The 18,992-nt window shown below is 33.6% G+C and carries 17 protein-coding genes, 1 riboswitch and 1 other annotated feature; of the genes, 14 read left to right on the top strand and 3 right to left on the bottom strand.

All coding sequences use genetic code 11. The annotated features are described in order from the left end of the window. Nucleotides 1-105: 105 nt before the first annotated feature. Together NEH75_RS06420 and NEH75_RS06415 are read right to left on the bottom strand one after the other, a co-directional pair. Nucleotides 106-939, bottom strand: a complete 834-nt coding sequence (locus NEH75_RS06420) for a YjjW family glycine radical enzyme activase (protein WP_055305299.1) — start codon at nucleotides 937-939, stop codon at nucleotides 106-108. Further along, entirely contained in the window at nucleotides 939-2,420 is a 1,482-nt protein-coding gene (locus NEH75_RS06415) for a YjjI family glycine radical enzyme (protein ID WP_262948651.1), read from the bottom strand. The genes NEH75_RS06420 and NEH75_RS06415 overlap by 1 nt, the downstream gene beginning before the upstream one ends. Nucleotides 2,421-2,741: 321 nt before the next feature. Next, nucleotides 2,742-3,001 (top strand) — a binding site (T-box leader). A 258-nt stretch (nucleotides 3,002-3,259) separates the two neighbouring features. Between NEH75_RS06415 and brnQ the strand changes: the two genes are divergently transcribed. Further along, nucleotides 3,260-4,609, top strand: coding sequence for a branched-chain amino acid transport system II carrier protein (gene brnQ / locus NEH75_RS06410; RefSeq protein WP_262948650.1), 1,350 nt, complete (start codon nucleotides 3,260-3,262; stop codon nucleotides 4,607-4,609). Between the two features lie 138 nt (nucleotides 4,610-4,747). Continuing rightward, nucleotides 4,748-5,320 (top strand): GNAT family N-acetyltransferase, encoded by a 573-nt coding sequence (locus tag NEH75_RS06405; protein WP_055277268.1) that lies wholly within the window; start codon nucleotides 4,748-4,750, stop codon nucleotides 5,318-5,320. On the opposite strand, the gene NEH75_RS06400 is transcribed toward NEH75_RS06405, so the two are convergent. Further along, the gene (locus NEH75_RS06400; protein ID WP_055305302.1) at nucleotides 5,317-5,757 is read right to left on the bottom strand and encodes a staygreen family protein; all 441 of its coding nucleotides are present in this window, start codon (nucleotides 5,755-5,757) and stop codon (nucleotides 5,317-5,319) included. The two genes, NEH75_RS06405 and NEH75_RS06400, sit on opposite strands and share 4 nt — an antisense overlap. 102 nt (nucleotides 5,758-5,859) lie before the next feature. On the opposite strand from NEH75_RS06400, the gene NEH75_RS06395 reads away from it, so the two are divergent. From NEH75_RS06395 to NEH75_RS06340, 12 genes are all read left to right on the top strand, one after another. Beyond that, nucleotides 5,860-6,168, top strand: coding sequence for a cupin domain-containing protein (locus tag NEH75_RS06395; protein ID WP_055305303.1), 309 nt, complete (start codon nucleotides 5,860-5,862; stop codon nucleotides 6,166-6,168). A gap of 9 nt (nucleotides 6,169-6,177) precedes the next feature. Beyond that, entirely contained in the window at nucleotides 6,178-7,386 is a 1,209-nt protein-coding gene (locus NEH75_RS06390; protein WP_055305304.1) for a TolB family protein, read from the top strand. Nucleotides 7,387-7,690: 304 nt separating this feature from the next. Next, on the top strand, nucleotides 7,691-8,827 hold the full coding sequence (nagA, locus tag NEH75_RS06385) for an N-acetylglucosamine-6-phosphate deacetylase (RefSeq protein ID WP_055305305.1): 1,137 nt from the start codon (nucleotides 7,691-7,693) through the stop codon (nucleotides 8,825-8,827). Between the two features lie 429 nt (nucleotides 8,828-9,256). Next, a complete protein-coding gene (locus tag NEH75_RS06380) occupies nucleotides 9,257-10,504 on the top strand; it encodes a transcriptional regulator (protein WP_055305306.1) in 1,248 nt (415 codons plus the stop codon). A 97-nt stretch (nucleotides 10,505-10,601) separates the two neighbouring features. After that, nucleotides 10,602-10,808 (top strand): hypothetical protein, encoded by a 207-nt coding sequence (locus NEH75_RS06375; RefSeq protein WP_055277279.1) that lies wholly within the window; start codon nucleotides 10,602-10,604, stop codon nucleotides 10,806-10,808. Between the two features lie 442 nt (nucleotides 10,809-11,250). After that, a riboswitch (Lysine riboswitch) is annotated at nucleotides 11,251-11,425 on the top strand. Between the two features lie 243 nt (nucleotides 11,426-11,668). Further along, nucleotides 11,669-13,096: a YfcC family protein gene (locus NEH75_RS06370; RefSeq protein WP_055305307.1), complete on the top strand. Its 1,428-nt coding sequence runs from the start codon at nucleotides 11,669-11,671 to the stop codon at nucleotides 13,094-13,096. 12 nt (nucleotides 13,097-13,108) lie between these two features. Beyond that, on the top strand, nucleotides 13,109-14,239 hold the full coding sequence (locus NEH75_RS06365; RefSeq protein WP_055277283.1) for a M20 family metallopeptidase: 1,131 nt from the start codon (nucleotides 13,109-13,111) through the stop codon (nucleotides 14,237-14,239). 148 nt (nucleotides 14,240-14,387) lie between these two features. Beyond that, entirely contained in the window at nucleotides 14,388-15,554 is a 1,167-nt protein-coding gene (locus NEH75_RS06360) for an AI-2E family transporter (RefSeq protein WP_055277284.1), read from the top strand. 501 nt (nucleotides 15,555-16,055) lie between these two features. After that, entirely contained in the window at nucleotides 16,056-16,415 is a 360-nt protein-coding gene (locus tag NEH75_RS06355) for a helix-turn-helix domain-containing protein (RefSeq protein ID WP_055277258.1), read from the top strand. Between the two features lie 56 nt (nucleotides 16,416-16,471). Continuing rightward, nucleotides 16,472-17,725, top strand: coding sequence for an erythromycin esterase family protein (locus NEH75_RS06350; protein ID WP_055305308.1), 1,254 nt, complete (start codon nucleotides 16,472-16,474; stop codon nucleotides 17,723-17,725). A gap of 94 nt (nucleotides 17,726-17,819) precedes the next feature. Continuing rightward, on the top strand, nucleotides 17,820-18,419 hold the full coding sequence (locus tag NEH75_RS06345; RefSeq protein WP_055305309.1) for a sugar O-acetyltransferase: 600 nt from the start codon (nucleotides 17,820-17,822) through the stop codon (nucleotides 18,417-18,419). Between the two features lie 99 nt (nucleotides 18,420-18,518). Next, on the top strand, nucleotides 18,519-18,992 hold a 474-nt coding region (locus tag NEH75_RS06340; protein WP_411158681.1), incomplete at its 3' end, for a leucine-rich repeat domain-containing protein.

Raw genomic sequence — 18,992 nt, 5'->3', positions numbered from 1 at the left:
ACAAATTTACTATAAAAAGATAGGTCATCATAAAAAGCCTTCACTAAGAGCTCTTAAAAAGATAAAAAAACGGTAGTAAGCAATTAGGCTTACTTCCGTTTTAAGTTAAACAATAATTGTATTTAAAACGCCTAAGTTATGAGCGATAGATTCTAATTTTTTCATGTCATCATCCGTTGGGGTTTGCATATTTAAATGATTTTTCCGAACACCGAGATGACGATATTTAATCAGCTTATAACGAATATTATGTCCACTAATTTTTTTAGAGACTTCACGAATGGTTTCCTCATTATTAAAGAGTTCAGGCACAATAACCGTACGAACTTCATAAAGTTTTCCACAATCCACAAGGTAGTCTAAATTTTTAAGGACCATATCGTTATCAGCTTTTATATATTTTCGATGAGTTTCTTTATCCCATACTTTTATATCAAGCATAATCCCATCTGTCAAAGCCATTAGTTCAGGATGCTCCCTTAAATCCGTTGATCCATTGGTATCAATGAAGCATGTTAATCCAATTTCTTTTGCTTTGGTGAAAAGCTCAATTAAAAATGGAGCTTGTAGTGTACACTCACCGCCAGAAACAGTAATCCCTTGAATAAATGGACGATAGTTTTCAATTTCTTTCATGATGTCATCGGCTGATTGGACTTTATATTTAGGAGTACTGTTACGATGACATTTTTTCGTGCAGGCATCGCACTCAACACAAAGTGCTGGATTGAAAAGAACACGTCGTTCTTCACGATTGACAGATAGTGCTTCAACCGGGCAGAAACTGACGCAGAAACTACAGTTAATACAATGATTAATGGTTTCAGGGTTATGGCAGTAGACGCAGTCAAAATTACATCCTTGTAAAAAGATGGCGGTACGATTTCCAGGGCCGTCAACAGAACTGAAAGGAATGATTTTATTTAAATAACCGTTCATTAGCGTACTTTTCGCTCGTACACTTTTCCATTACGAACTTGTCCTTGTCCAAGCACAACGGTATCTTGAAGTGTAGCAATTCCTTGATCTAATTTTGCAATTTCGCTACGTTTAACAAGGTATCCTGTAATACGAATCACATCTGCATCTGATGAGTAAAGTGAGAAGTAACGCATTCCTTCTTTAAATGCCCCTTGAATGATATTTAAAATAAATTCAGGATTATTGGCTGCATTTAATTCGAATGGGAAGATATCCCCAACCCCTGATGGGAAGTATTTGTGGAAACGAGCCGTTTGTTTTAAATGTTTCCACAACTCTGGTTCTTCTCCAATTGGGATACGAGAACCTGGGCTTGTATTAATGTCATCACCGATTCCAACTTGAGCATGTAATAATAAGCGCTCATTTGTCACAGTACAATGTTTACTTTCAAAGTTATTGATGAAGTCTTCCATGGCATCCATGATACGCACACCTAAATCATCTGCAATCTGTGAATGACCAAATTTATCTTCTAATTTTTCCGCTTTTAATAAAGTATTCACACACTCAGCAAGTCCTACTAATCCAAACATTGAAGTAAAACGATCTTTTGAAATGAATCCTTCTTTAACTAAGAAGTTTGTTTCAAAGAATGTACTTTCTTCAACGATGTATCGAATGCGCTCATTGATATAGTTTGCCATACAAGTCATGGCATGAGGTAATTTATTGTTGAAGAAATCATCGATATCAGTTGCTGTTTCCGCTAGTTTTGAAAGGCGCATACGTACTAATGTGTGGGCCCCTCCACCAACATGAAGACCGTTATAACAACTTGCAATTCCGTAATCACCTAAATCTTCAGTGAACATCGCATGGTTAGCGAAACTTGGTTTAGCTGTTACTAAAGCAGTTTTAATCGCTTCAATAGCTAAATCGTCTGGTGTTTCTTCATTATATTTTAACGTTAAATTAGGAATGGCGTTTTCTAGTTCGCGTTCCACTTCTAAAATAATCTTAGCTGCTTTTGTCGGTTTTGGACCTAAGTTAGCATGACAGAATGAGTCTGTAATTGTGCGATCTAATTGTGTGAAGAATAAACGAATTGCTAATTTAGCCTCTTCTTCATCTGTAATGAATGGTTCTAATAAGTAATCAATGTTTCCAATATATACAGGCATTGTTGTAATCGAAGGAACATGCTTATAGAAAATTAATAAGTAGTTTGTTGCTTCCCAAATGTTTTTAGGAGGATTTAGTTGTAAGAATTGGCATCCTTCTTTCATTAATTTCTCATAGTTAGGAAGAATATAGCGTGGACGATATGGAACATTTCCCTCAAATAAATCACAAATAATTCCCGCATCACGTAACGCTTGTGTTTCTTCTGAAATATTTAAGACTTGAACACTATTTTCAGCATAACGTGCTAATGCCACGACTTTTTGTTCAAATGTTAAAGTTGTATCCTTAACAATTTGTTCAACACCAGTCATAAATCTCACCTCATAGTTAATATTCAACACCCAGGGTATTAATGACCGCAGGGTAAGATTACATTATAACATTTCACACTAGATATTCACTATACGAAAAAAAATCCATATAAAGGCTAAGAATGGATAGAATGTATTGGTTAATAGTCATTATGTTAAGTAGAGGAATATCTTTTGAGTTATTTCATGTAGAAAGTATTGTTTTTATAGACACGTTTTAATCAGAGTAAGTTATTAGTAATTTAATAACTAAATAGGATAAAATGTAAAAGTTGTGTTGACTTTGTGTCTAGGGGGTGTTAAGATAATCACAACAAGAAATCAAATTCGTTGAAGAGAAAGAGTAAGTTAGTTTAATATCTCACAGAGAGTCGACGTTTGCTGAGAGTCGATGGTCACGGATTAACTGAAAATCATCTCTGAGAAGTAAGGCTGAACCAAGAGTAAGTCTTATCGGGTGTCTTTTCCCGTTATCAAAAAAAGCCGTTAAAACCTTGAAATAGGTGAGACGTATAGAGTGCTATGAGCTTTTTTAGCTTATAGAATTTGGGTGGTACCACGGAGAATTTTTCGTCCCATGAATGTTATATTCATGGGATTTTTTTTATTCTCTGAAATTATCTCATTGATTGAGGAAGGTGAAGATCTTTACTACTTACTATGTAGCTGTTTTAGGAATGAGAAAAGTTTTTTTGATTGAAAGGTTGTTAAGTATTTGAAGGGAGTGATTCAATTGGAGTCTGATATTTTAGGTGATATTATCGAGTAAAATCTAGAAAATCAAAGTTAGAGATTAGTCTTTGGGGGAACAAAGATTAATCCACAAGGGAGGCATTTTCATGAATAAATTATCAAGAAAAGATTTATTATTAGTTAGTTTAATGTTATTTTCATTATTTTTTGGAGCAGGAAACTTAATTTTTCCACCGTTTCTTGGACAAAGTGCAGGAACAGAGATGTGGGTTTCAATGTTAGGATTTTTTATTACAGCGGTTGGATTTCCCGTACTTGGAGTTGTTGCTGTTGCTAAGTCAAAGGGGTTATATAATCTAGCTAACCGTGTGAACCCGGTCTTTGCTTCTGTATTTACCGTCTTAATTTATTTATCAATTGGACCAGGGCTCGGAATTCCTCGTGCAGGAAGTTTACCCTTTGAAATGGCAGTCGCTCCTTATTTACCAGCAGAATTTTCAGTGACTTTAGCACGTTTCTTATTTACAGCTGTTTTTTTCTGTGTGGCTTACTGGTTAGCTTTAGCACCAACTAAATTAGTCGATCGCATGGGAAAGGTGTTAACCCCAACTCTTTTAACTTTAATTGCAGTTATCTTTGTAGGATCACTTATTAAACCACTAGGTGGTTATGGAGAAGCAACAGGGGATTATGCAACGACGCCATTTGTTAAAGGTTTTTTAGAAGGGTATTTAACAATGGATACAATTGCAGCTTTAAACTTTGGGATTGTCATTGCTTTAGCGATTAAAACTAAAGGATTAGAAGAAGAAAAAGCAGTTGTTAGCACGACCGTTAAAGCCGGGTTAATTGCAGGTGGATTATTAGTTGCCATCTATTCGATTTTAGGACATTTAGGTGCAATGAGTGGAGCTATTTACGGAGCAACTGAAAATGGAGCACAAACGTTAACGTATGTTATGACTTATATCTTTGGAACGCAAGGGGCTCTCCTACTAGCAGTTGTTTTCACACTAGCATGTTTAACAACATGTGTTGGTCTAATCACATCTTGTGGACAATATTTTGCTTCGTTAACTCCAAAAATGAGCTATAAAGTATGGGCGACGGTGTTGGCTTTTGCAAGTTTTACTTTAGCTAACATGGGATTAAATCAAATCCTTTCAATTTCGGTTCCAATCTTAAATGCGATTTATCCAGTGGCGATCATGTTAATCGTTTTAGCGATGATGAATCGATTTATTAATGAAAGTCGTTTAGTTTATAGTGTAACAATCTTAGTCACTGGAGTCATAAGTGTGGTAGATGCCTTAAATCAAGTAAATATTCGTTTAGGAGCTTTAACAACATGGTGTGAATACCTTCCGTTATATAAACAAGGATTAGGATGGGTAACGTTAGCTCTCGGAGCTATTGTTGTGACAGTTGTCATGGATAAAGTTTTCCAGTTATCAACATCAAACCAAACAACAAAAGTTAAATATGTAGAAGAGTAAAATGAAAAGAGGTATCGTTAGCGATACCTCTTTTATGTATAGAAAGAAAAACATGATTCATGATGCAAGTGAGTATAATGAAAGTATATGTAGTATCTAGAGATTCTAATGTTTTTTATATAGATAGGGGAGAGCTAAATGGAAATTAGGGATTATCAAATAGAAGATGAAACCAGTTGGGTACGTTGTCGCGTGTTATCTTTTTTAGATACGGCTTATTATGACATTGTGGCAAGAGAGAAGGAAAGATATCAACATCCGTCTATTGAATTGGTCGCAGTAGAAAACGGAGTTGTTATAGGATTGCTTGATATTGAGTGTGAAGAAGAACCAAATGCTATTTGCACAGCACATGAGACGTTAGGGGCTATGATTTGGCATTTAGCTGTACATCCAGATTATCGCCGTAAAGGAATTGGCACTTCTTTGTTGAATGAGGCACAAAAAAGATTAAAGGAAAAACAGATTACTTATCTTGAAGCATGGACCCGTGATGACAAATGGGTGCAACGTTGGTACCTAAAGCAACAATTTATGAAATTAAGTACATATTTACACGTCTATGTAAATGGAAATAATGGGATTCGATCACAAGTTTCAGGACTGATTCCAGTCCAGTCATTCTGTCAATATACAGGGACGGATTGGGACATGATAAAGAAAAGATACAAACGAGTTCATGAGTGTACTGGTTTCGTTAAAATGCTTTAATAGTCTTTAAAAGAACCGAAGCATTCGGTTCGATTTAATTTTGAATCTTGTGATTGAAAGAACACATAAATAGGGGCATTTTCAAATTGTGGGTAAAGATGAAAGAGATGAGGATCGCCATGTTTGATAGCACTCAATGCTAAAGGGAGTTCTTTCATAAAAATTTCATTTCGTTTAGTCGATGATTTGGTGCCATCAATTCCATCTACACGAATGTAAACATAAAAATAATATTGACCTGAGCTATTCGTCATCCACTCTGCCGCCACCTCATCTCGCATTGTTGTGAACTTCTCGTAAGCAAAATCAGATCCAATGACTAAAAATAATTCACCTGTCTCATCGGAATGTGTTAACGTATATCTTCTTGGTTGAATTTGATTTAGATTAGACAAGCGATAGTTAATCCACAATTTATTTGGGTTAAAATTACTCATATCATCTCCTCCTTAGTCTATTGTATGAGGGTTGCCTAGTTTTGGTCATTCATAACATGATGGTTATGAAGCATACTAAGATTGATGAAATGGAGGTCTATTATGAGTGAACAAAATCAATTTTATAAGTTGAAAAACTTAAATGAGGATCAACGAGTGATTGCAAGTAATTCTAAGTTCCGTACGGTATATTTTAAGTTTGATGTCGGGAGAGGATTACCGAAACATAGTCATAATGGATATGCGACCATTTATGTGATTAAAGGCGAAATAGGAATGAGTTTTAGTGATGGTCAAAGCTATGAGTTATTAACTGGAGATTTTTTATCCTTTGATGCTAGGGTAGAACATGATGTCCTTGCTACATTAGAAAGTCAAATATTAGTGACCATTTCAGAGTCATTAGATTAAGTTGCTATCATGAAAAAAGTTATTTTATTATTCATTTTATTTATGCTACCATCCACTTCCGTCTTCGCTGCTTCTTCAGTTGTGGCGATTAAAGAGAAAGAAATTGTGGCGATTGATTTGGAGGAAAATAATAAAGTAATAACTTTGAATAAAGGTGAAGATTTTTTTAATCCTCAAATCTTTGATAATAAACAATTTGTTGCTTACCAAGATTTAAAATCAAACGTCTATCTATCAAAGTTAAACGATCCGTTTGATACAATATTTCAAATGTCTGATGTGAAGTCTTATGCTGTATATGGTAATAATCTTATCTTCTCTAAAACACAAGGCGGCATATTTTTATACGATATGAGTAAAAACAAAGTCATCTCTTTAATTGAGAGGTCAAAGTATTATTATGATGAATTAACGATTAATTCTCAAGGACTTTTATTTGCGAAGAAATATCTAATTCAAGAAGATTCGCCTGTAGGAATCATTCAATATGATTTTAATAAGAAAATGGAGTCTTTAATTATTGATTATATTCCCATTACAAAAGACGACATTGGAATGGACCCTTCTATTGCTAAATTATCAACAAATGGTGAGCTATTATATATCTGGTGTGAACCTAATTCAGCTTCGCAACGAATGGATGGTGTTCCATTATGTGTTTATGATGTGAAGACAAAAGAGTTTAAAACGTTTAATCAAATTAAGATGTTGGTGTATCCTGATAATTTAGCCATTCATCCAACTAACGATAATCTCATTGCAGTTATTAATGGAACATGGCGTATGATGAATGAGAATAAGCAGTTACAATTATTTAATCCGATGAATGAGCAAATCGAGAATATAACAAAACCAGGTATCGTAGCCATGAGTCCATCCTTTTCACAGGACGGAACGAGGCTCTATTATTCAGCTGGTATAGAAGTAAAAGATCAATATACTACCTTTGTACCAGGAAGCAATCAAATTTACGTGTATGATTTAAACACGAAAAAGACCGAGAAGCTAACCAATGATCGAACTGGTTTTGATTTCTATCCACAAGACATTGAAAATGAAGAATTACTATTTTTAAGATTTGATAAAGATCACCAGTTAAGTTTAGTGAGAAGAGAAAATAAGGGTGAGGAAAGTATTATCCTAACTAACTTATTAACGACTAATTTTGAAATCTATGGCTACCTAGATAGCTATCAAATTTTGAATGTTAAATACTAAATTGATGGAATAAAAAAAGACTTTTTATGCATTAAACTAGCTGGAAAAGTCTTTTTTATTGCTTGAAAAAAATCATTTTTAATTATAGTTTAGTTATTGAACAATTTTGTTCCTTAAAGGAACGAAATAAAAAATGTTAAGCAGTTCTTTTCCTAAATAAAGAAAGGAATTTATCACAGGGTGACTATCATCAATAAATCATTATCGATTAATCGCAGAAAAAACAGTCATGGAAGATATGATAGGTGTAATAATGAGAATTTTGAGTTTGGTTTAAACAAAGATCAATAGGATGAGGTGGCGTATGAAAGCAATTATTAATGGGAAATTAGTAACATTAAATGGGGTTATTGAAAATAAAGTTTTAGTTTTTAATGAAACAATTCAGCATATTCAAACAGAAGTGCCAATCGATTGTGAGGTGATTGATGCTAAGGGGATGTATATTGCTCCAGGATTAATCGATGTTCATGTCCATGGAAGCTGCGGAGCAGATACGATGGATCAAACAACGGAAGCGATTAAATTAATGGGTACGGGTATTGCTAAGAATGGGGTAACATCATTTTTGCCAACAACGATGACGATGAGTCCTAAAGATATTTATGGTGCTTTAAATGTGATTCGTGAATGTATGGAACAATCACTAAATGGGGCGAAAGTATTAGGTGCTCACATGGAAGGCCCCTTTATCAATAGGATTTATAAAGGGGCTCAACCGGAACAATATGTTATTAAACCGAGTTATGAATTTATCAAAGACTATACAGATGTGATTAGATTAGTTTCATATGCACCTGAAATGGATGAAGATTATTCATTCACAAAAGATGTGAAAGAAAAAACAGATATTACGTTGTCGATTGGACATACAAATGCAACATATGACCAAGCCAAAGAAGCCTTTTCTTTAGGATGTTCACATGTGACACATTTATTTAATGCAATGACACCATTAAATCATCGTGAGCCAGGTGTAGTCGGAGCCTCTTTAACTAGTGATGTTTTTACTGAGTTAATCGCTGACACGATTCATGTGAATAAACAATTGTTTCAATTCGTATTAGACAATAAAGGAAAAGAAAAGATTGTTTTAATTACAGATAGTATGCGCGGGGGATGCATGAAGGAGGGGCAATATGATCTTGGTGGACAGCGGGTAGTTGTTAAAGATGGAGCTGCCCGATTAGAAAGTGGAAACTTAGCGGGAAGTGTCTTAACATTAAACAAAGCCATCTATAACTTCTTGCAAAATACAAATGCTACTATTGCCGAAGTTATTCACATGGCTTCATTAAATCCAGCGACATCGATTGGAGTTTGCAATCGTAAAGGAAGTTTAGAAATCGGAAAAGATGCAGATATTGCAATCTTTGATGAGGAAATGAATTGTTACTTATCCATCGTTGAAGGTCGCGAGGTGTATAACCAACTTGATTAAAATATAAGCTCCCATAAGTTTTTTACATCGTAAAAACTTTTAAAGCCCTAGCAATTGAGGAATAGATTTCTTTCAGAAATCGCTAGGTGATCCAAACCCTGCCAATGGAGGATACGTTTTGTCGGGAGATGTCAGGCTCGCTTCAGACTATAGTCTGTCTTGGAAGCCATAAATATCAAACATTTAGATTGCTATAGGAAATATTTCTGTATATATAGTAAAAGTAAATATGTGGGATGGTATCAATTGATAATACAATTATTCAAGAATATAACACATTTGTTAGACAGATGAATTTAAAATTTATTGAATGCTCGGAAAGTATTGACATTTAAAATCGGTGGTAAAATAAATATAAAAAAGTTATAATTATCCATTGGATTAGTTTTTAATCTAAGAAGAGTATCATTATAGTTTAGGTGTGATAAAATGTTTTTAACAATAGGAGAAAAGATCCGTCAGGCAAGAGAGAAGTACGGGTTGAAGCAGATTGCATTTGAGTCTTATGGATTCTCACGTAATTATATTAGTATGATTGAGACAGAGAAGCGCTCCTTAAATGAAAATATGTTAAGAAATGTTTATGATGCAATTTGTGAATTGAGTAATTGTGACTATCAACAATACTATTCCTATAATGAGTTTATAAAATCACCTGTTGAACAAGCAAGAGAATGGTTAGAGCAGCATTGTAATCTTCAAGATGCCTTAAATCAATATGAAACTTTTAATAAGATTGCATCGGATTTTGATTTAATTGAATATAAAATTAAAATAGAAACATTACTTGGATTACACTATGTTAAAAATGATGAGTTATTAGCAGCTAATGTTCATTTATTAAAGGCAATCGGCTACTGTATCCAGGTTACTAAAAATCCTGCTTCTTTATATGAAGTAGTAGGAACTAATTATATTACATTAGGGCAATATCAAGAAGCTATTTCTATCTTACAACTGTCTATTAATTGTCAGGAGGGTGATAGGGGGAGAAATATTAATCGCATTCGATATTACATTTCTCTTTGTTATTTAAATCAAGCCAAGTATGAAAAAAGTTTAGAGTGGATTATTCCTGTATTAGAACAAAATGAATATCTACAGCCTAAAGCGGCAGCGTATTTAATTAAATCGACTATTTTAAAAAGACAAGGTCGAGATGAGTTAGGAAGAGAGTTACTACTCGAATTGATTAATAATCCTTTTTATGAAGACTATTTGGGTTATGCTTATCATAATTTAGGCTATAGCTTTAAAGACTCAGGACTATATCAACAAGCACTTGATTGTTTAAAGATAGCACTCCCTCTCCGTGAAACAGTTAAGCAACGCTCGATTACCAAATGTTTGATGGGCGAAGTTTATTTTAGAATAGGCAATTATGAAAAAGCTCATAGTCTATTAGTCGAGGTTAAAGATATTATTTTTCATAAAGGTTCTTTTGAACAACAAGAGGCGACTTTAGAGTGGGGATTAGATTTATATTTGGAAACTCAAGACTTTGAATCCATGTTGATTTTGTTAGAGGATATTCAAAAATTAGTTGATAAAGAGATATTAGATGAGTTTATTTATACGAAATTTCAAAATCGATTATATAAAAGGATTATGGATGATGTTCTTGGTCAACAGAAAGATTTAAATGAATACCGTATTTTACTTGATGCTATTACGTAAAAGGTCACAGATTTTTTAATAAATCTGTGACCTTTTTTTTCTTTATTATACAATAAATAACTACTTATAATAGTTATGGAAACAGGAGGACGTAGTAGTGAATAAATTTAACGATTATCAAATGCATCGGATGATTTATTTATTACGATTATCATTTTGTATCGATCAAAAGAATAAGTACATTCCGGATACGAAAGTAAATGATACTCCGAATAACTCAACTAATAATAAAATTAGTTTAGAAGATTATCCAATTGACTTAGTCAATTTAGATGAAATCTTGGAAGAATCACATCATATTTGAAATGTCTTACAAATAAAATCGATATAAAATAAGTTTCTATATCTATCATTAATTAGGGAGAGTGTTATACACTCTAATTAAGATTAGTGTCGTTCATCATTACAAGGGTACGTAGAAAGCTGTTGTTAGGGGTAGCAACAGCTTTTTATGTTTCATTAAAAATATTCAAAAAAATAAAGCCTTAAATCATCATGAATACACATTAATATTTAAAAAATAAACGAAATAGTCTTCTTTTAAACTATATGATTATAAAATAGAGAATGATAAAACAAGCATCAAATAATAAAATGCTAATTTCAACATTATATGGTATTTATAACTAATTTATATAAAATTTTAATGTTTTAATAATAAAAAATAAGTGTTTCTTATACTATTTAATAAAAAAATGTTGTTTTTGAGTATAAAATAAGATAAGATGACATTGTAAATTAAATAGGTTTTAGATAGAGGTGCGGTAATTAAGAGTACTATCGAAGAGTGAAGATGTTGACGCGATAGGAAAGGGATTCTCGCCGAAGCCTATAACTGATACTTTAAGGTTATAGAGCTGGTGTTAAGTAGAAGATATTTAACATTGTCACAATTTATTATTGTGGAGGGCTATCATTCCGGATTTAAATCATCCTAACTTAGTACGGTTATATGATAAAAGTCTTGAGAATGGCCTCAGGACTTTTTGAATGTTTTGATTAGAGTCGTCCCAATAATCGTGGAGAGCTATCATTTGAGAATCGGAAATAAGGATGATCTATTGTTCTTTTCTGAAGGTCGTGAGTGAATGGCTCAAGGCTTTTTTTATTTGCCTCTTTCAACTAAACACTATTTAAAATTTAAAATAAGAGGGAGAAAAAAATATGCTTAGTTTAAGAAAACCAAGAGTTGATGGTAAAGAGGAGACAAAAGAATTTAAAGTCCCTCATACTTTAGTCATTGTTACATTTATTTTAGTTATCGTAGCATTAGCAACATGGATTTTACCTGCAGGAACATATGAGCGTATCGTCAATGATGCAGGGAAAACAGTCGTTGTTGATGGTTCATTCGCTTATGTTGATCAAACCCCACAAGGATTATTTAGTGTATTACAAGCCCCAATTCATGGAATTGTAGGAGCGGCAGAAATTATTGCTTTCTTATTTGTAGTTAGCGGATCAATTGCAATTATTACAAAAACACGTGCTATTGATGCTGGAATTACAAATGCCGTTAAATCATTTAAAGGAAAAGAAATGTTAATGATTCCGGTTATTATGGGATTATTCTCATTAGGTGGGGCCATCTTCGGAATGACGGAAGAAGCTATTCCATTTATTGCGATGCTTATTCCTTTATGTTTAGCCTTAGGATACGATAGTATTATGGCGATGGCAATTTCTTATATGGGATGTATTGTTGGATTCGCAACAGCCATGTTAAATCCATTCTCGGTAGGAATTGCTCAAAGTATCGCACAGGTGCCAGCAGGAACAGGGGTTGGATTCCGCACGATCATCTGGGCGGTTACAACAGTAGCTTCAATTTTATATTTAATGTGGTATGGACGCCGTATTAAACGTAATCCACAATTAAGTCCAGTTTACGAAATTGATCAGGTACGTCGTCAGGAGTTAGAAGACGCAGAATCTGAACATTTACCATTCACATTCAAACATAAAGTTATTTTAGCATCTATCTTAGTATGTTTAGCTGCTATCGTTATAGGTGTTTTACAATTTGGATTTGGAATTCCAGAAATTGCGGCTATTTTCTTTGCAACGGGAATTATCTGTGGATTCATTGGGCGTTTAAGTTTAGATGATATGGCCAATTCATTCATTCATGGAGCAAAAGATATGATTAGTGCAGCAGTAGTGGTTGGATTTGCACGTGCAATTGTTATCATTGCTCAAGACGGACAAATTATTGATACGATTCTTTATAACTTATCAAACTTCATTGGACAATTGCCATCGTTAGTTGCTGGATATGTGATGTTCTTTGTTCAAATGTTTATCAATTTCTTTATCTCATCGGGATCAGGACAAGCTGCTTTAACGATGCCAATCATGGCACCGCTTGGTGAGTTAGTTGGTATTACACCACAAACTTCAATTTTAATTTTCCAATTTGGTGATGGATTCTCAAATGCTATCTTCCCAACAAGTGCTGTTTTAATGGCTTGTTTAGGTGTAGCGGGAATTCCATGGGCAAAATGGATTAAATGGGTTTGGCCAGTTCAATTAATTTTTGGTGGATTAGCAATTATCTTTATTACAATTGCCATCTTAATGGGATGGTCATAAGGAGACAGTATAATGAAAAAAGAATTATTATCAATCGGGGAATCATTAAAAGAACGTTTAGTAGACATGAATCGCTTTATTCATGATAATCCGGAATTAGGGAATCAAGAATACAAAGCAGTTGAAAAATTAACAACCTTTTTAAAAGAACATGATTTCGAAATTAAATGCCCAGTGGCAGGGTTAGACACTGCATTTGAGGCTGTATACGATAGTGGGAAACCAGGTTTATCAGTGGCATACCTTTGTGAATACGATGCCTTACCTGAACTAGGACATGGATGCGGTCATAATATGATTGGTGTAATCAGTGCCGGGGCTGGAGTTGCCTTAAGTAAAGTTATCGATGAAATCGGTGGAAAAGTCTATGTGTTCGGGACACCTGCCGAAGAAACAAATGGAGCAAAAGTGACTATGACAGAGGCTGGACTGTTTAACAAGATGGATGCTGTTATGATGGTGCACCCTTCGGGATTCACGACAGAAAGTGGAACATCTTTAGCGATGGAAGCTTTACAGTTTGATTATACAGGTCGTCCATCTCATGCAGCTGCATCTCCTGAAAACGGGATTAATGCTTTAAATGCAGTGATTCAATTATTTAATGGAGTAGATGCTTTACGTCAGCATGTGACACCAGATGTAAGAATGCATGGAATTATTACTAATGGTGGGGTTGCTGCTAATATTGTACCTGAACATGCAACAGCACAGTTTTATATCCGCGCAGCAACTAAAGAATATTTAGCAGTTGTTAAGGAAAAAGTGTTAGGTATTGCTCAAGGGGCTGCTTTAATGACAGGAGCAACTTTAGAAGTAAGCAACTATGAGTTATCATATGATGATTTAAAAACAAATGCTGTGCTTTCAGAAACATTTAACGAAAACCTTCGTTCATTAGGAATTACAGAGATTCATAAACATCGTAAAGGAACAGGATCAGTAGATATTGGAAACATTAGTAATGTATGTCCAACTATCCATCCGTATATCGGAATTGCTGATTGTGAAATTACAGGACATTCTCAACAAATGGTTGATGCAACGGTAACAGATTTCGCTCATGATCGTTTAATAACAGCTGCAGTTGCTTTAGCTTATACAGGATATGATGTATTATCTGGAGCTATTAAATTGAAATAATAAAAACCACCCAAAGGTGGTTTTTTACATATATAGAAAAATAGTAGAAATATAGGAACATAGGTATAAGTTTTACCTTATTTATGATATATAATTATAATTAGATAGCGGATTAGGAAGACTAATTAAAAAGTCATAAGGAGGACATATGAAATTCAACTGGAATAAGAAATATAACACGATTGCAGTATATGCGTTTATTGTTGTGAGTTTAAGTATTATTTTTTATAATATTATCTCAAAGCTTGAAAGCTTTGCAGGCAAGTTAAATGAAATTATGGGTATTTTTCAACCCTTCATTATCGGATTCATTATTGCGTATTTATTAAACTTTATTCTTAAGTTTTATGAAAATAAAGTATTTAAAATGAGAGGGCTAAATAAAGTTAAAAAGTCATCGATAAGAGGTCTAGGGATTTTACTCTCTTATATTACCGCAGGAATTATATTATATGTCTTTATGCAATTTGTTCTTCCACAATTAATTGAAAGTGTCCGTGGATTAATTAACGATATTCCACGATATGTTAAAGAGCTAACTATTATTGTTGATACGCAGTTGCAAGAAATGAATATTAATCAAGAATATATGACACTCATTAGTGAAAAATTCGCAGAGATTACAAACTGGGTAATTCAGTTGTTAACAAACGTTTTACCGATTGTCGGAAATGCTGTGATGTCTATTGCCTCAAGTATTTGGAATATTGTCTTAGGTATTATCATTTCTATTTACTTATTAATGGACAAGGAAAAATTCTTTGGACTAGGAAAAAAAGTTGTGACATCGTTATTTAATGAAAAGCATACAACAATTATTCTAGACTTGGCGAATCGTACTAATTTAACATTCGGTAGGTTCATCGGTGGAAAAATTGTTGATTCATTGATTATTGGGATTTTAACCTTTATCATCTTAGCTATTTTTAAGATGCCGTATGTCTTATTAATTTCAGTGATTATTGGGATTACGAATATTATCCCATTTTTCGGACCATTTATTGGTGCAATCCCATCAGCCATTATCATTTTATTCGTATCTCCAATCCAAGCATTGTGGTTCTTAGTCATTGTTCTTGTGATTCAACAAGTCGATGGAAATATTATTGGACCTAAAATCTTAGGAGATTCAATTGGAATTTCAGCCTTCTGGATTTTATTCGCAATTTTAGTTGCAGGAAAACTGTTTGGATTAGTAGGAATGATCATTGGAGTTCCGATGTTTGCAGTCATTTATTCAATTATTAAGGATATTATTGAAGCACGTTTACGATATAAAGGTTTACCCACTGAAACAAATAATTATATGGATTAATTCAAGGTACCCCTATTAGGGTGCCTTTTTCTGTATCGGGTTACTGATTTTACAGCAACTATTGTTGCATATATAGGGATATGTTATGATGAACCGTATCACAAGTAACGGAGCACGCTTTAATTAGAAAACTTATATCTTATTTTAGGTTTAAACATAATATAATAATTATATAAATAAAAAATGCTTAGTGCGTCAACACTAAGCATCCTTAGAGTATTTATTTGAGCAACTGCGTCGGCGAATTACTTTTGCTTTAGAGCTATCGTATCAAGTAAATAAAAATTAGAACTAATCTTTGAGGGATGGAGTGCTTTTTTATTTGCATTTAATTTCTATATTAAGTCTGAGTACTTAAACTTTGATAGGAAAGGAGTAAAATAATATTGAAATTTACACTATTTTATATTTGCAACCAAAGTGCAACTTAGAATAGCGAGATAGTTGGTGGTGTAAACCAGAAAATATTGTTATAGTAAACCTAAGAAAGGAGTTGATAGTATGAAACTTGATTTTTTAGGAGTAGCTATTTTTGGAGGCATACTTCTTATTGGACTGACAGTTATAATATGTTTTATCGGTGTAGGTATACTTATCATGAAAGCACTAATTAAATATATAAAATCAGGAGATGTTAGAAAAGAAAAATCAATCATCAGAAAATCTCTTGGTGAAGTTTTAAAACAGCATCGAACAGACCGTAATATGACTCAAGAGTTTGTTGCAGAGGCAATAGGTGTAAGCAGACAAGCTGTATCTAAATGGGAGAATGGAACATCTGATCCAAGTACCTCAAATTTAATTGCACTTGCAAGATTATTTAAAATCTCTGCTGAAGAACTATTACACGAAGTACACTAGATATGATAAGTATGACGTAGAGAAATTCATATTAATAACAAGGGGAAATATTAGTTATGAAAAAAAGAACAAAACACTCTAAGATATGGTATATAGTCTTTGGACTATTAGGAGTAATAGTTTTGGCGGCATTCATATTTATGCACTTGGGCGGATTTAGTACAGGAGAAAATGCAAATCCAGAAGAGTTTGCTAAATATGCACAATCTGTGGAAGATATTACAATACCAGAAAATGCTAAAATAATAGCCTTAGGAGAGGCTACACACGGGAATGTAGAATTCCAACAGCTTAAGCTTGATGTATTCAAACAAATGGTGGAAGACTATGGTGTGAGAGCGTTTGTGCTTGAGGGGGACTATGGTGGCTGTGAGCAAGTAAATCGATACATACATGGTGGAGAAGGAACTGCTCAAGAAGCAGCAGCGGCTATTGGTTTTGCTATATATCGCACGGATGAGATGGCTGAGCTTATTTCGTATATGAAACAGTATAATGAAAGTGCGGCGGAAGGCGAAGACCTTCGCTTTTACGGATCTGATATGCAAAGAATCTATTACAGTTTTCAATTCTTAAATGAAGCATGCAAAGAACTGGGCGTAGATACCACTATTTTACAAAAACTTATGGATGGCGAAAATTGGAGTAGTGAATACGATTACCTTACTCGAATGGAAATCATAAATCAAGTCAAAAATGAACTTAAGGGGAAGAACGATTCTACTAAAGCAATACATTTTGCAGATATGCTATTGCAATATTGTGAACTTCAAGACCTAACAGATACAGATGGCAGTACATTAAGAGATAGATTTATGGCTGAAAATGTCCAATGGATATTACAGCAAGAGCAACAGAGAGGTTACGAGCGTATCTTTGTTACAGGTCATAACAGTCATGTGGCTAAATGGGGTAGCTTTGATTCCATGGGTAAATTACTTTCAAATGAAACAGACGATGGTTACTATGTAATAGGTACAGATTTCTATAGGACCCGTTGCAATATGCCAACGCGTTCTTCTAAAAGACGCACAAATCAAGTATTTTACTCACATAATCCATTGGCTAAAACAGCAAAAATGGCTGGGTTAGATATTTGCTGGTTGGATTTTGAAAATGTCCCGGGAAATTCGGAACTAGCTGAACTAATTTCTCAATACATCTATATGGGTACTCTTGGAGAAGGTTATTCTTGGTTTATGCGTATCCTTCCTCCGACTTACCGAATGTTTCAACCTCCTGCGATACTTTATGATAGCATGATATTTGTAGCAGATGCAAACCCCACTAAAATAATTAAAGAAAAATAAAGAGGAAAACTAATATTAAAATAAAACCGAGCTACGTAGAGTAAGGTACGGAGAAATTCATGTAGTTAAACACTAGCATTGGAGGGTAAGATAGATGACTGAAAAAGATAAAATGTTAGCTGGAAAAGCATACTTAGGAAGTGAAGAGCAATTAGTAAAAGAGCGCCAATATGCAAAGCAAGTCTTGTTCAAATTTAATAATATGAATCCAGTACTCGTTGAAGAGCGTCATAATTTGTTACGTGAGTTATTAGGTCAAACAAAGGAAAATTTCTACTTTGAACCGCCATTTCGCTGTGATTACGGATATAACATTGAAATTGGAAATAACTTTTATGCGAACTATAATTTAACGATTCTGGATTGTGCCAAAGTTAAAATTGGGGATAACGTACTTATTGCTCCGAATGTTAGCTTATTTACAGCAGGACATCCGATTCACCATGAGCCTCGTAATCAAGAATATGAATATGCTTTACCAATTATGATTGGAAATAATGTTTGGATTGGCGGGAATACAGTTGTTAATCCAGGTGTTAAAATTGGGGATAACTGTGTCATTGGTTCAGGAAGTGTTGTTACAAAAGATATTCCAGCTAATTCAATTGCAGTTGGAAATCCATGTCGTGTTCTTCGTGAAATTACAGATGAGGATAAAAAATATTACTATAAGAATTTAAGAATTGAAGCATAAAAGGAGTCATTTTTGACTCCTTTTTTTAAATTCATTCATAAGGTTACTTTAAAATTAACATATTAAAAATAACATTCTTGTGAAGGGTAGGAACAATACATGTTGAAAAAAATATCTACTATGATAAGTATTTTTAGTCTATTGTTAATTTTTTCTTTCAGTATTCAAGCTAGTGATGTCATTCAATTTCCAGACTCAGATTTAAAAGTTGCTCTTTTACGTCAATTAGGAAAATCACCAAATGATGAGATTTCCATAGCAGAAGCTGAGAATGCACCCCAAACCCTTGATTTAAGTCAGGCGGGTATTAGTAATTTAGAAGGAATACAGTATTTTAAAAATGTCACATTCTTAAAGTTACATGAAAATAATATTCAGGATTTAACTCCCCTGAGTAACTTAACTAAGTTAAAGATATTATTATTAAATGATAACGTCATAGAAGATATTGCACCACTGGCTAATTTAAAAAATGTAACACTATTGAATCTAAATAATAATCAAGTAACTAATTTACAGCCATTGCAAAATATACCTACTTTATACTATTTATATATATATAAACAGAAATGT

The organism is Turicibacter sp. T129, assembly GCF_025594975.1.
GTDB classification, from domain to species: Bacteria; Bacillota_I; Bacilli_A; order MOL361; family Turicibacteraceae; genus Turicibacter; species Turicibacter bilis.
Note: the sequence above shows the minus strand (reverse complement) of the source record. Positions and strands in the feature narration are given on the sequence as shown.

What these genes read in the sequence shown, in the direction of transcription:
- NEH75_RS06420 (WP_055305299.1), bottom strand. Translation starts at nt 939, where the DNA reads ATGAACGGTTATTTAAATAAAATCATTCCTTTCAGTTCTGTTGACGGC.
- NEH75_RS06415 (WP_262948651.1), bottom strand. Translation starts at nt 2,420, where the DNA reads ATGACTGGTGTTGAACAAATTGTTAAGGATACAACTTTAACATTTGAA.
- brnQ (WP_262948650.1), top strand. Translation starts at nt 3,260, where the DNA reads ATGAATAAATTATCAAGAAAAGATTTATTATTAGTTAGTTTAATGTTA.
- NEH75_RS06405 (WP_055277268.1), top strand. Translation starts at nt 4,748, where the DNA reads ATGGAAATTAGGGATTATCAAATAGAAGATGAAACCAGTTGGGTACGT.
- NEH75_RS06400 (WP_055305302.1), bottom strand. Translation starts at nt 5,757, where the DNA reads ATGAGTAATTTTAACCCAAATAAATTGTGGATTAACTATCGCTTGTCT.
- NEH75_RS06395 (WP_055305303.1), top strand. Translation starts at nt 5,860, where the DNA reads ATGAGTGAACAAAATCAATTTTATAAGTTGAAAAACTTAAATGAGGAT.
- NEH75_RS06390 (WP_055305304.1), top strand. Translation starts at nt 6,178, where the DNA reads ATGAAAAAAGTTATTTTATTATTCATTTTATTTATGCTACCATCCACT.
- nagA (WP_055305305.1), top strand. Translation starts at nt 7,691, where the DNA reads ATGAAAGCAATTATTAATGGGAAATTAGTAACATTAAATGGGGTTATT.
- NEH75_RS06380 (WP_055305306.1), top strand. Translation starts at nt 9,257, where the DNA reads ATGTTTTTAACAATAGGAGAAAAGATCCGTCAGGCAAGAGAGAAGTAC.
- NEH75_RS06370 (WP_055305307.1), top strand. Translation starts at nt 11,669, where the DNA reads ATGCTTAGTTTAAGAAAACCAAGAGTTGATGGTAAAGAGGAGACAAAA.
- NEH75_RS06365 (WP_055277283.1), top strand. Translation starts at nt 13,109, where the DNA reads ATGAAAAAAGAATTATTATCAATCGGGGAATCATTAAAAGAACGTTTA.
- NEH75_RS06360 (WP_055277284.1), top strand. Translation starts at nt 14,388, where the DNA reads ATGAAATTCAACTGGAATAAGAAATATAACACGATTGCAGTATATGCG.
- NEH75_RS06355 (WP_055277258.1), top strand. Translation starts at nt 16,056, where the DNA reads ATGAAACTTGATTTTTTAGGAGTAGCTATTTTTGGAGGCATACTTCTT.
- NEH75_RS06350 (WP_055305308.1), top strand. Translation starts at nt 16,472, where the DNA reads ATGAAAAAAAGAACAAAACACTCTAAGATATGGTATATAGTCTTTGGA.
- NEH75_RS06345 (WP_055305309.1), top strand. Translation starts at nt 17,820, where the DNA reads ATGACTGAAAAAGATAAAATGTTAGCTGGAAAAGCATACTTAGGAAGT.